The following is a 12,251-nucleotide window of genomic DNA, read 5'->3' as shown; positions in this document are numbered from 1 at the left end:
CGGGGTGATTCAGTTCCCGTCAGGCCGCCACCCCCGCATCCGCCCGCAGATCCAAAGCTTCCACAGCCTTGATCGCCACTTGCTCATCAACATCCGACAGATCGCCGCTGATGCCGATCGCTCCCAGCACGTTCCCCGCCTGATCACGAATCAGCACACCACCCGGTGCTGGCACGACGCTGCCCTGCCCCATGCTGTTGAGCGCGGCGATGAACGCCGGGCGTTGTTGCGCGTCCAGCGCCAGCAGTCGTGAGCCCTTGCCCAGGGCGATGGCGCCCCAGGCTTTGCCGATGGCGATGTTCGGGCGCAACAGGCTGGCGCCGTCTTCTCGTTGCAAGGTGACCAGATGGCCGCCGGTATCCAGTACTGCAATGGTCAGCGGCGCAGCGGAGATCGCCCGCCCTGCGCTGATGGCTTCGTTGACCAGGTTAACTGCGACTTTCAAGGTTAAAGCGCTCATGGTGCCGTCCTCATTTTGTTATTGGGAAAGCCGTTGGGCTGCGTTTTTTTGCTGCGCGCTTGCGTCGCAGCCCGATGCAACAAATAGAACACAATGAATTATTTTTTTGTATACAATAATTCTCGAAAAGCGCCTCATGCGACGAAAAGCCACAGCAGAAACGGCTTCCGACGAATGAAACAGCCGCTTGAGAAAATGGATTGACCTGCGCCGTCCGCCGTGAATACACTCTGCGCAAAGCCACTTGTATACAATTACAAAACGTAAAGAGGCACAAAACCATGAGCAAAATGAGAGCAATCGAAGCCGCCGTTCTGGTGATGCGCCGTGAAGGGGTCGATACCGCTTTTGGCATTCCGGGTGCTGCGATCAACCCGCTGTATTCCGCCCTGAAGAAAGTCGGTGGCATCGATCACGTCCTCGCTCGCCACGTTGAAGGCGCCTCGCACATGGCCGAGGGCTACACCCGCACCAAGGCCGGCAACATCGGCGTGTGCATCGGTACTTCCGGCCCGGCCGGTACCGACATGGTCACCGGTCTGTACAGCGCCTCCGCGGACTCGATCCCGATCCTCTGCATCACAGGGCAAGCCCCTCGCGCCCGTATGCACAAGGAAGACTTCCAGGCCGTCGACATCACCAGCATCGTCAAGCCAGTGACCAAGTGGGCGACCACCGTTCTGGAGCCGGGCCAGGTGCCTTACGCGTTCCAGAAAGCTTTCTATGAAATGCGCTCCGGCCGTCCTGGCCCGGTGCTGATCGACCTGCCGTTCGACGTGCAGATGGCCGAAATCGAATTCGACATCGACGCCTACCAGCCACTGCCGCTGGCCAAGCCGAGCGCAACTCGCTTGCAGGTTGAAAAGGCTCTGGCGCTGCTCGATCAGGCTGAACGTCCATTGCTGGTGGCCGGTGGTGGCATCATCAACGCCGACGCCAGCGATCTGCTGGTGGAATTCGCCGAGCTGACCGGCATTCCAGTGATCCCGACCCTGATGGGCTGGGGCACCATTCCTGATGATCACCCGCTGATGGTCGGCATGGTCGGTCTGCAGACTTCGCACCGCTACGGCAACGCCACGCTGTTGAAGTCCGACGTGGTACTGGGCATCGGTAACCGTTGGGCCAACCGTCATACCGGTTCGGTCGACGTGTACACCGAAGGTCGCAAGTTCATTCACGTCGACATCGAAGGCACCCAGATCGGCCGCGTGTTCACCCCGGACCTGGGCATCGTTTCCGACGCTGCTGCCGCGCTGACCGTGTTCATCGAAGTCGCCCGTGAATGGCAAGCCGCCGGCAAGCTGAAAAACCGCAGCGCCTGGCTGCAGGATTGCCAGCAGCGCAAGGCCAGCCTGCAACGCAAGACCCACTTCGACAACGTGCCGGTCAAGCCGCAGCGCGTTTACGAAGAAATGAACCAGGTGTTCGGCAAGGACACCTGCTACGTCAGCACCATCGGTCTGTCGCAGATTGCCGGCGCGCAGTTCCTGCACGTCTACAAGCCGCGTCACTGGATCAACTGTGGCCAGGCCGGTCCGTTGGGCTGGACCATTCCGGCAGCGCTGGGCGTGGTGAAGGCCGATCCGAACCGTAAAGTCGTGGCCCTGTCGGGGGACTATGACTTCCAGTTCATGATCGAAGAACTGGCGGTCGGCGCCCAGTTCAATCTGCCGTACATCCACGTTGTGGTGAACAACTCGTACCTGGGTCTGATCCGTCAGGCACAGCGCGGGTTCGAAATGGACTACTGCGTGCAGCTGTCCTTCGATAACCTGAACGCGCCGGAACTCAACGGTTACGGTGTCGACCACGTCGCAGTCGCCGAAGGCCTGGGCTGCAAGGCCCTGCGTGTGTTCGAACCGGCTGACATCGCCCCTGCCCTGCGCAAGGCCGAAGAGCTGATCGAAGAGTTCAAGGTGCCGGTGATCGTCGAGATCATTCTGGAGCGTGTGACCAACATCTCCATGGGTACCGAGATCAACGCCGTCAACGAATTCGAAGACCTGGCGCTGGTCGGCAACGATGCGCCAACGGCGATTTCGCTGCTCGATTAAAACTGCTTGCCGTTCGTTCCCGCGCCGGGCGCGGGAACGATCACTCTAACGGGAGACCACCATGCCGCGTTTCGCAGCCAACCTGTCCATGCTGTTCACCGAACAGGATTTCCTTGCCCGTTTCGACGCCGCCGCCAAGGCGGGCTTCAGCGGTGTCGAGTACCTGTTCCCGTACGATTTCAGCTCTGCCGAAATCAAGGCCAAACTCGACGCCAACGGTCTGACCCAAGTGCTGTTCAACCTGCCAGCGGGTGACTGGGCCAAGGGCGAGCGCGGTATCGCGTGCCTGCCGGACCGGGTCGAAGAGTTCCGCGCCGGGGTCGATCTGGCCATCGCCTACGCACAGGTGCTGGGCAACACCCAGGTCAACTGCCTGGCCGGTATCCGTCCGCAGGGCGTGGACGATGCCACCGTTGAAAAGACCTTCGTCGCCAACCTCAAGTACGCCGCCGACAAGCTGCAAGCCGTCGGTATCAAACTGGTGATGGAAGCGATCAACACCCGCGACATTCCGGGCTTCTACCTGAACAACACGGCGCAGGCCCTGTCGATTCGCGAGCAGGTCGGCAGCGCCAATCTGTTCCTGCAATACGACATCTATCACATGCAAATCATGGAAGGCGATCTGGCCCGCACCCTGCAATCGCACCTGGGCGAGATCAACCATGTGCAGTTGGCCGACAACCCGGGCCGCAACGAGCCGGGCACTGGCGAGATCAACTATCGCTTCCTGTTCGAACACCTGGATCGCTTCGGTTATCAGGGCTGGGTCGGCTGCGAGTACAAACCGCTGACCACCACTGAAGCGGGCCTCGGCTGGCTGAAGACCCACAACGCGATCTGACCCCCTATTTGCTTGAGCAAGACAAAAACAAGAGGAATTTCTCATGGCTAAAATCGGATTTATCGGCACCGGCATCATGGGCCACCCAATGGCTTCGAACCTGCAGAAAGCCGGTCACAGCCTGTTCCTGTCGGCACACCACGACGCCGCTCCTGCCGATCTGGTCGCCGCTGGCGCCGTCGCCCTGGCCAACCCGAAAGAAGTGGCCCAGGAAGCTGAATTCATCATCGTCATGGTGCCGGATACCCCGCAGGTCGACGACGTGCTGTTCCGCACCGACGGCGTCGCTGCCGGCATTGGCAAAGGCAAGGTCGTGATCGACATGAGCTCGATCTCGCCAACCGCCACCAAGGCTTTCGCCGCGAAGATCAACGAAAAAGGCGCGCAATACCTCGACGCTCCAGTGTCCGGTGGTGAAGTCGGTGCCAAGGCTGCGACCCTGAGCATCATGGTCGGCGGCGACGCCGATGCCTTCGAACGCGCACTGCCGCTGTTCCAGGCCATGGGCAAGAACATCACCCTGGTCGGCGGCAATGGCGACGGTCAGACCGCCAAGGTGGCGAACCAGATCATCGTTGCCCTGAACATTCAGGCCGTCGCCGAAGCCCTGCTGTTCGCTTCGAAAAACGGTGCCGATCCGGCCAAGGTGCGTGAAGCACTGATGGGCGGTTTCGCCTCCTCGAAGATCCTCGAAGTGCACGGCGAGCGCATGATCAAGGGCACCTTCGATCCGGGCTTCCGCATCAGCCTGCACCAGAAGGACCTGAACCTGGCCCTGCAAGGCGCCAAGGAGCTGAACATCAACCTGCCGAACACCGCCAACGCCCAGCAGGTGTTCAGCACCTGCGCGGCCATCGGTGGCAGCAACTGGGACCACTCGGCGCTGATCAAGGGCCTGGAACACATGGCCAACTTCTCGATTCGCGACAAGAAGTAAGCCCTGCCCCGCCCCCGGTGTGGAAGCAGCCCTGCTTCCACACTGGACCGAGTTGCCCTTCCAATAACAAGAATTCCGGGAGCCCGCCATGTCGGTCGATCCGCAACAACTGCTGCGCGAGCTGTTTGCCACAGCCATCGACGCGGCCCATCCGAACCAGGTCCTCGAAGCCCATCTGCCAGCCGACCGCACAGGTCGCGTGATCGTCATCGGCGCCGGCAAGGCTGCCGCTGCCATGGCGCAAGTGGTCGAGCGCTGCTGGGAAGGCGAAGTCTCGGGCCTTGTGGTGACCCGTTACGGTCACGGCGCCCCGTGCGAAAAAATCGAAGTGGTCGAAGCCGCGCACCCGGTGCCGGACGCTGCCGGTCTGGCCGTGGCCAAACGCGTGCTGGATCTGGTCAGCAACCTGACCGAAGACGACCGCGTGATCTTCCTGCTGTCCGGCGGTGGCTCTGCCCTGCTGGCGCTGCCGGCCGAAGGCATCACCCTGGCCGACAAACAGTCGATCAACAAAGCCCTGCTCAAATCCGGCGCGACCATCGGCGAGATGAACTGCGTGCGCAAGCACCTCTCGGCGATCAAGGGCGGACGCCTGGGCAAGGCTTGCTGGCCGGCGACTGTTTATACCTACGCGATTTCCGATGTACCGGGCGACCTCGCCACGGTCATCGCCTCCGGCCCGACCGTGGCCGACCCGAGCACCAGCGCCGAAGCACTGGCGATCATCAAGCGCTACGGTATCGAGATCCCGGCTTCCGTGCGTACCTGGCTGCAAAGCCCGGAATCGGAAACCGTCAAACCCGGCGATCCGAGCCTGGCCCGCAGTCACTTCCAGCTGATCGCCCGCCCTCAGCAATCGCTGGATGCGGCGGCAGTGAAATGCCGTCAGGCCGGTTTCAGCACGCTGATCCTCGGCGACCTGGAAGGCGAATCCCGGGAAGTGGCGAAAGTCCACGCCGGTATCGCGCGCCAGATCATTCATCACGGCCAGCCACTGGCGGCACCGTGCGTGATTCTCTCCGGCGGCGAAACCACCGTGACCGTGCGCGGCAATGGCCGTGGCGGACGCAACGCCGAATTCCTCCTCAGCCTCACCGACAGCCTCAAGGGCCAGCCCGGCGTCTATGCGCTGGCCGGTGACACCGACGGCATCGACGGCTCGGAAGACAACGCCGGCGCGATCATGACCCCGGACAGCTACGCCCGCGCCGCCGCCCTTGGGCTGAGCGCCAGCGACGAGCTGGATAACAACAACGGCTACGGCTACTTCGCGGCGCTCGATGCGCTGATCGTCACCGAGCCGACCCGCACCAACGTCAACGACTTCCGCGCCATTCTGATCCTCGAGAGTTCCAAATCATGACGCCTGACAAAAAGGTCAAAATCCTCGCCACCCTCGGGCCTGCCGTCGACGGCATCGAAGACATCCGCGAGTTGGTCGAGGCCGGGGTCAACATCTTCCGCCTCAACTTCAGCCACGGCGATCACGCCGACCACGCCAAGCGCTATCAGTGGATACGCGAAGTCGAGCGCCAGCTCAACTACCCGCTCGGGATCCTGATGGACCTGCAAGGGCCGAAACTGCGGGTCGGCAAGTTCGCTGACGGCAAGGTTCAGCTGCATCGCGGTCAGGCCTTCCGCCTCGATCTGGACGCGACGCCGGGCGACGAACGCCGGGTGAACCTGCCGCATCCGGAGATCATCGCGGCGCTGGAAGCCGGGATGGACCTGCTGCTCGATGACGGCAAACTGCGGCTGCGGGTCGTCACCAAGTACAGCGATGCGATCGACACCACCGTGCTCAACGGCGGTGAACTGTCAGATCGCAAAGGCGTGAACGTGCCGCAAGCGGTACTCGATCTGAGCCCGCTGACCACCAAGGATCGCCGCGACCTGAGCTTCGGCCTGGAGCTGGGTGTGGACTGGGTGGCGCTGTCGTTCGTGCAGCGTCCGCAAGACATCATCGAGGCCCGCGAGCTGATCGGCGACAAGGCGTTCCTGATGGCGAAAATCGAGAAGCCGTCGGCCGTCGAGCAACTGCGCGAGATCGCCGAACTGAGCGACGCGATCATGGTGGCTCGTGGTGACCTCGGCGTGGAAGTGCCGGCCGAAAGCGTGCCGCAGATCCAGAAAAACATCATCACCACCTGCCGTCAGCTCGGCAAACCGGTGGTGGTGGCGACGCAGATGCTCGAGTCGATGCGTTTCTCCCCGGCGCCGACCCGCGCTGAAGTCACCGACGTCGCCAACGCCGTGGCCGAAGGCGCCGATGCGGTGATGCTGTCGGCAGAAACCGCGTCCGGCGAATACCCGCTGGAAGCCGTGCAGATGATGAGCAAGATCATCCGCCAGGTGGAGAACGGTCCGGATTACCAGACCCAACTCGACGTCAGCCGGCCGAAAGCCGAAGCGACCGTGTCCGATGCGATCAGCTGTGCGATTCGCCGCATCAGCAACGTGCTGCCGGTGGCGGTGCTGGTCAACTACAGCGAGTCCGGCGCATCGAGTTTGCGTGCGGCGCGGGAGCGGCCGAAAGCGCCGATCCTCAACCTGACGCCGAACCTGCAGACCGCCCGCCGGCTGAGCGTGGCGTGGGGCATTCATTCGGTGGTCAATGATCGCCTGCGTCAGGTAGATGAAGTGTGCTCGACCGCGCTGGAAATCGCTCAGGCTCAAGGAATGGCCGAGCGTGGCGATACGTTGCTGATCACCGCGGGTGTGCCGTTTGGCCAGCCGGGATCGACTAATTCGCTGCGGATCGAAACATTGATTTAAGCAACACCTGTATGGCGAGGGAGCGTGCTCCCGTCGCCCGGCATGACGGTTTCCACAAGAGACACCGCATTCGCCGGGCATGAGCTCCCTCGCCACAGCTTCAAGCAAGACCTTTTGATTTTCCAACTGCCCAGATTCTCCAGACATGCCTGCCAACCATTTCAACACCCACTGCCCCGACTGGGCCGAGGCTTTGCTCAACGGTTTCAGTCAAATCTTCCTCCAGCGTCATCCGCTGTGTGGCCTGCTGTGCCTTTTGGCCATTTTATTCACCGCGCCGGTGCTGTTCGCCGGCGCGCTGCTCGGCGCGGTCGCCGGTTTGCTCACTGCGCAACGGCGCAACTACGCCAAGGCTGACCGCCAGGCCGGACTGTTCAGCTACAACGGCGTGCTGGTCGGCCTGTTGTTGAGCCTGTATTTCCCCTGGTCGCCGATGCTGCCACCGCTGATTCTGGCGGCCGGTGGCCTGAGCGCGATGATCACGCAGCAGTGGCTCAAACGCGCACGCCTCACCGAGTACCTGCCCGCCTACACTGCGCCGTTCGTATTGTTGAGCTGGGTGTTCCTGTGTTTCGCCGAGCCTTCGACACCGGTGCCGGCGCTTGAGCTGAACACCCTGAACCTGCTCGCTGCCGCCCTGAAAGGATTCGGTCAGGTGATGTTCCTCGACCATCCGTTGGCCGGTGGATTGATCGCCGCCGGGTTGCTGATCGCTGATCGCCGGGCGTTTGCCTGGGCGCTATTGGCATCGGCGATTGGCCTCGGTTCCAGCCTGTTGCACCACGAAAGCCAGATAGCGCTGCTGGGGCTGGGTGGCTACAACACCGTGCTCGCCGCCCTCGCCTTCAGCGCCCAGCGCCAGCAACCGTGGCTGCCGCTGTTCGGCATTGGTCTGGCGCTGCTGCTGACGCCTCTGTTCAGTGCCATCGGTCTTGCGACCCTCACGGCACCGTTCATTCTCGCCTGCTGGCTGCTGCGCACCGGCATTCGCCTGATGCGCCAAGCGGAGATCAACGCCGCGCCTTGCACTAACGGGGAGAATCAACCTAGGCTGCGCTGATTGACGGCCAAGGCGATGTGCATGAACGGTAACAACACGTGGCGTGATCGCCTGTACGTGATCATTTTCCAGACCGATACGGTGGCTGGCCGCCGTTTCGACAAGACTTTGCTGCTGATCATCTTCGCCAGTCTGGTGACCGTGATCCTCGACAGCATCGATGAAGTTCACCAGAACTACGCCAATGTGCTGGCGTACATCGAATGGGGCTTCACGGTCATCTTCCTCGGCGAGTACCTGCTGCGCCTGTATTGCTCGCCCAAGCCGTTGCGCTACGCCTTCAGTTTCTATGGGCTGGTTGACCTGCTGGCGATCGTGCCGGGCATCCTCGCGTTGTATTACAGCGATGCCCAATACCTGCTGATCATCCGGGTGATCCGGATGCTGCGGATCTTCCGGGTACTCAAGCTCGGGCCGTACTTGAAACAGGCGCATTACCTGCTCGATGCCTTGCGCGGCAGCAAGCAGAAAATCCTCGTGTTTCTCCTCAGCGTCTGCACCCTGGTCACGGTGTTCGGCACCTTGATGTACGTAGTCGAAGGCCCGGAGCACGGCTTCACCAGCATTCCCAAAGGCATCTATTGGGCTATCGTGACCCTGACCACCGTGGGTTATGGCGACATCGTGCCAAGGACCGTTCTGGGCCAGGTGATTTCGTCGCTGGTGATGATCACCGGTTATTCGATCATCGCCGTGCCCACCGGGATTTTCACCGCCGAACTGGCCACTGCCATGCGTGGCGGTCAGCTGCAGCACGACTGCCCGGTGTGCAAGAAAAACAGCCATGAACACGAAGCCTCGTTCTGCTCCCGTTGTGGCAATGCGCTGTTCAAGAAAATGGAATAAGCAAAGTTCTTTTTAATCTTTAAGCGACTATGCGCGCCCCGCTATAGTCGCTGGCAAATGGCCTCACCTTTGTAAAAACACCCCCACAGAACAAGGAATGCGCAGTGAAAAAACTCTTTGGCGCCTCACTTCTCGCCGCAGGTCTGGCCTTCGGCAGCGTGGCTCAAGCCGCACCGACCCTGCTTAACGTTTCCTACGACGTGATGCGCGATTTCTACAAGGACTACAACACTGCGTTCCAGAAACACTGGCAAGCCGAACACAAAGAGGACATCACCGTGCAGATGTCTTTCGGCGGCTCCAGCAAACAGGCGCGCTCGGTGATCGACGGCCTGCCGGCTGACGTCATCACCATGAACATGGCGACCGACATCAACGCCCTGGCCGACAACGGCAAACTGGTCCCGGAAAACTGGGTCACCCGTCTGCCGAACAACAGCGCACCGTTCACCTCCGCGACCGTGTTTATCGTGCGCAAGGGCAACCCGAAAGCCCTGAAAGACTGGCCGGACCTGCTCAAGGACGGCGTGCAGGTGATCGTGCCGAACCCGAAAACCTCGGGCAACGGCCGCTATACCTATCTGTCCGCCTGGGGCTATGTGCTGAAAAACGGCGGTGACGAGAACAAGGCCAAAGACTTCGTCGGCAAGTTGTTCAAGCAAGCGCCAGTGCTGGACACCGGTGGCCGCGCCGCGACGACCACGTTCATGACCAACCAGATCGGCGACGTGCTGGTGACCTTCGAGAACGAAGCCGAAATGATCGCCCGCGAGTTCGGCCGCGACCAGTTCGAAGTCATCTACCCAAGCGTCTCCGCCGAAGCCGAGCCGCCTGTATCGGTGGTCGACAAAGTCGTCGAGAAGAAAGGCTCCCGCGCGGCGGCCGAAGAATACCTGAAGTACCTGTGGTCGCCGGAGGGCCAGGAAATCGCGGCCGCCAACTACCTGCGCCCACGTGACCCGGCGGTACTGGCCAAGTACACCGACCGCTTCCCGAAAGTCGACTTCCTGTCGGTCGAGAAAACCTTCGGCGATTGGCGCACCGTGCAGAAGACCCACTTCAACGATGGCGGGATCTTCGACCAGATCTACACCAACAAGTAAGACGTGAGCTGAAATGAAAAAGGCGACCTGAAGAGGTCGCCTTTTTTGTATGCGTTCACATGGGCGGTTTCACGCCATCCTTGCCGGCCGAGATCGATTGCGCAGTCAGCGTTCCGTCCGCACTCTGGGTCACGAAAGTGACGATCCTCACGCCAACCTTGAGCAGGTTGCGATCGCCCGGCGTCAGGTTGACGATTGGCACATCCTCCGGCACCAGGATCTTCTGCTGGCCGCCCTTGTAGTTGACGGTCAGCACCCGGCCGTTGCTCACCACCAGATCACCGACGCTGCCATTGGTCATGCTGCTGTCCTTGGTCAGGTCGAACGGCCGGTGGCCATCGCCGCTGCCAGCCAACTCCGGAGGGAATACATGCACCTCCAGCGCTTTGAGCGTGCCATCCTCCTGAGGAATGGCTGCCGAGCCGATGTAGCTGCCGGGCTTGATGTCTTCGATATTGGCCAGGGTGACGGCGCGGACCTTGGTGTCCGGGGTCAACCGGACCACCACGTTTTCACCGCTGTTGACGTGAACCTTGAGCGAGTCGGGGCTGACCCCGGTGATTTCGCCGCGCACACCAATGCGCATCCCCGGGGCCTCACCGGCGTAGACGCTGCCGGCGCCAAGCACGCCGATCAATGCAAGAGTCGTGGTGTGGCGAAGCAGCTGACGAAACATCGCAATCCTCCGGTTGTTTTCAGGTAGAAATCCAATGACAACATAAGCACGCTATCGAACAAGATGTAAGTGAATGTATCATCACCCCTCCCCGGTCGGACGCAAGGTTCGCCGATGGACGACACCTCACCGGCTGGAATCTATTCCGCAACGGAATAACTGATATCGATCCAAGGCTTCTACCGCCGACCCGGTTCGTCCCTTAGCCTCACCGCATTCCTTTTCGCTGGATCGAGAAACCCTATGACCGCCACAACTCACGCAATGACCCGAGGCATGGTGCTGCTGTTCGCTTTCTGCTGCGGCGCCATCGTTGCCAACATCTACTACGCCCAGCCGATCATCGGCCTGATCGCGCCGGACATCGGCCTGACCGACACCATGGCCAGCTTCATCGTGTCGCTGACCCAGATCGGTTACGCACTGGGGCTGTTCTTCCTGGTGCCGCTGGCGGACCTGCTGGAAAACCGCCGTCTGATGATCATCACCACCGTGGTGGCGATTGCCAGTCTGCTGGGGGCGGCGTTTACCGATCAGCCCAATGTGTTCCTGATGATTTCGCTGCTGGTGGGCTTCAGCTCAGTGTCGGTGCAGATCCTGATTCCGCTGGCGGCGCATCTGGCGCCGGAGGAATCCCGTGGCCGTGTAGTCGGCGGAATCATGGGCGGTTTGTTACTGGGCATTCTGCTGGCGCGTCCGGTGTCGAGCGTCGTTGCCGACCATTTCGGCTGGCGGGCAATGTTCATGATCGCGGCGGTGTTGATGGCGGCAATCAGCATCGTGCTGGCACTGACCGTGCCCAAGCGCCAGCCGGATCACAGCGCCTCCTACGGCCAGTTGATCGGCTCGCTGTGGACGCTGCTGCGCCAGCAACCGGTGCTGCGTCAGCGGGCGTTCTACCAGGCCTGCATGTTCGCCACCTTCAGCCTGTTCTGGACCGCCGTGCCGCTGGAACTGGCGCGCAACCATGGCCTGTCCCAGAGTGAAATCGCGATCTTTGCCCTGGTCGGCGCCATCGGTGCGATTGCCGCCCCGATCAGCGGACGCCTGGCCGACGCCGGCCACACCCGCGTCGCCTCTCTGCTGGCCATGCTGTTCGCCAGCCTGAGTTTCCTGCCGGCCTTCATTCACCCGGCCTACAGCGTGATCGGCCTGGCGGTGACCGGCGTGGTGCTCGACTTCTGCGTGCAGATGAACATGGTGCTCGGCCAGCGCGCGGTCTACTCCCTCGACGCCAAAAGCCGCGGCCGCCTCAACGCGCTGTACATGACCAGCATCTTCATCGGCGGCGCCTTCGGTTCGTCGGTGGCCAGTGCGGTGTACGAGCATGGCGGCTGGCTGTGGATCGTGATTGTTGGCAGTGCGTTTCCGCTGCTGGCGCTGGTGCGGTTTTTGAGTGTTTCGCAAAAGTCGGCGCTTGTGACGGCATAAGATCCGTAACGACTGTGATGGACTCATCACAGTCGTAATCCCCCTCAACAACACTTGCACGG

At 61.5% G+C, this 12,251-nt stretch carries 11 protein-coding genes; 9 read left to right on the top strand and 2 right to left on the bottom strand.

What is annotated here, in order from left to right:
• Window positions 1-19: 19 nt before the first annotated feature.
• Complete coding sequence (locus tag NH234_RS09330) at window positions 20-460, bottom strand: heme-binding protein (protein ID WP_085710524.1); 441 nt, start codon at window positions 458-460, stop codon at window positions 20-22.
• A gap of 281 nt (window positions 461-741) precedes the next feature.
• Here NH234_RS09330 and gcl point away from each other — a divergent pair, with 281 nt between their 5' ends.
• From gcl to NH234_RS09290, 8 genes are all read left to right on the top strand, one after another.
• The gene (gene gcl, locus NH234_RS09325) at window positions 742-2,517 is read left to right on the top strand and encodes a glyoxylate carboligase (RefSeq protein WP_367256366.1); all 1,776 of its coding nucleotides are present in this window, start codon (window positions 742-744) and stop codon (window positions 2,515-2,517) included.
• 61 nt (window positions 2,518-2,578) lie between these two features.
• Window positions 2,579-3,361 (top strand): hydroxypyruvate isomerase, encoded by a 783-nt coding sequence (gene hyi, locus NH234_RS09320; protein ID WP_367256364.1) that lies wholly within the window; start codon window positions 2,579-2,581, stop codon window positions 3,359-3,361.
• 43 nt (window positions 3,362-3,404) lie between these two features.
• Window positions 3,405-4,298 carry a 2-hydroxy-3-oxopropionate reductase gene (locus NH234_RS09315; RefSeq protein WP_085733714.1) on the top strand — a complete coding sequence of 298 codons (894 nt, stop codon included), beginning with the start codon at window positions 3,405-3,407 and terminating at the stop codon, window positions 4,296-4,298.
• A gap of 88 nt (window positions 4,299-4,386) precedes the next feature.
• Window positions 4,387-5,661 (top strand): glycerate kinase, encoded by a 1,275-nt coding sequence (locus NH234_RS09310; RefSeq protein WP_085710520.1) that lies wholly within the window; start codon window positions 4,387-4,389, stop codon window positions 5,659-5,661.
• Complete coding sequence (pyk, locus tag NH234_RS09305; protein ID WP_085710519.1) at window positions 5,658-7,073, top strand: pyruvate kinase; 1,416 nt, start codon at window positions 5,658-5,660, stop codon at window positions 7,071-7,073. Before NH234_RS09310 ends, pyk begins: the two co-directional genes overlap by 4 nt.
• A gap of 145 nt (window positions 7,074-7,218) precedes the next feature.
• Window positions 7,219-8,133: an urea transporter gene (locus NH234_RS09300; protein ID WP_367256362.1), complete on the top strand. Its 915-nt coding sequence runs from the start codon at window positions 7,219-7,221 to the stop codon at window positions 8,131-8,133.
• Between the two features lie 21 nt (window positions 8,134-8,154).
• Entirely contained in the window at window positions 8,155-8,979 is an 825-nt protein-coding gene (locus NH234_RS09295; RefSeq protein WP_367256361.1) for an ion transporter, read from the top strand.
• A 104-nt stretch (window positions 8,980-9,083) separates the two neighbouring features.
• Window positions 9,084-10,082 (top strand): sulfate ABC transporter substrate-binding protein, encoded by a 999-nt coding sequence (locus tag NH234_RS09290; RefSeq protein WP_367256360.1) that lies wholly within the window; start codon window positions 9,084-9,086, stop codon window positions 10,080-10,082.
• A gap of 55 nt (window positions 10,083-10,137) precedes the next feature.
• Here NH234_RS09290 and NH234_RS09285 read toward each other — a convergent pair whose 3' ends face one another.
• A complete protein-coding gene (locus tag NH234_RS09285) occupies window positions 10,138-10,758 on the bottom strand; it encodes a DUF5666 domain-containing protein (protein ID WP_367256359.1) in 621 nt (206 codons plus the stop codon).
• A 243-nt stretch (window positions 10,759-11,001) separates the two neighbouring features.
• On the opposite strand from NH234_RS09285, the gene NH234_RS09280 reads away from it, so the two are divergent.
• On the top strand, window positions 11,002-12,189 hold the full coding sequence (locus NH234_RS09280; RefSeq protein ID WP_367256358.1) for an MFS transporter: 1,188 nt from the start codon (window positions 11,002-11,004) through the stop codon (window positions 12,187-12,189).
• Window positions 12,190-12,251 lie beyond the last annotated feature (62 nt).

This window comes from Pseudomonas sp. stari2 (assembly GCF_040760005.1).
Taxonomy (GTDB): domain Bacteria; phylum Pseudomonadota; class Gammaproteobacteria; order Pseudomonadales; family Pseudomonadaceae; genus Aquipseudomonas.
This window is presented reverse-complemented; position numbering and strand designations above follow the sequence as displayed.

Coding starts and splice junctions, on each gene's coding strand:
- NH234_RS09330 (WP_085710524.1), bottom strand. CDS start 460: ATGAGCGCTTTAACCTTGAAAGTCGCAGTTAACCTGGTCAACGAAGCC.
- gcl (WP_367256366.1), top strand. CDS start 742: ATGAGCAAAATGAGAGCAATCGAAGCCGCCGTTCTGGTGATGCGCCGT.
- hyi (WP_367256364.1), top strand. CDS start 2,579: ATGCCGCGTTTCGCAGCCAACCTGTCCATGCTGTTCACCGAACAGGAT.
- NH234_RS09315 (WP_085733714.1), top strand. CDS start 3,405: ATGGCTAAAATCGGATTTATCGGCACCGGCATCATGGGCCACCCAATG.
- NH234_RS09310 (WP_085710520.1), top strand. CDS start 4,387: ATGTCGGTCGATCCGCAACAACTGCTGCGCGAGCTGTTTGCCACAGCC.
- pyk (WP_085710519.1), top strand. CDS start 5,658: ATGACGCCTGACAAAAAGGTCAAAATCCTCGCCACCCTCGGGCCTGCC.
- NH234_RS09300 (WP_367256362.1), top strand. CDS start 7,219: ATGCCTGCCAACCATTTCAACACCCACTGCCCCGACTGGGCCGAGGCT.
- NH234_RS09295 (WP_367256361.1), top strand. CDS start 8,155: ATGAACGGTAACAACACGTGGCGTGATCGCCTGTACGTGATCATTTTC.
- NH234_RS09285 (WP_367256359.1), bottom strand. CDS start 10,758: ATGTTTCGTCAGCTGCTTCGCCACACCACGACTCTTGCATTGATCGGC.
- NH234_RS09280 (WP_367256358.1), top strand. CDS start 11,002: ATGACCGCCACAACTCACGCAATGACCCGAGGCATGGTGCTGCTGTTC.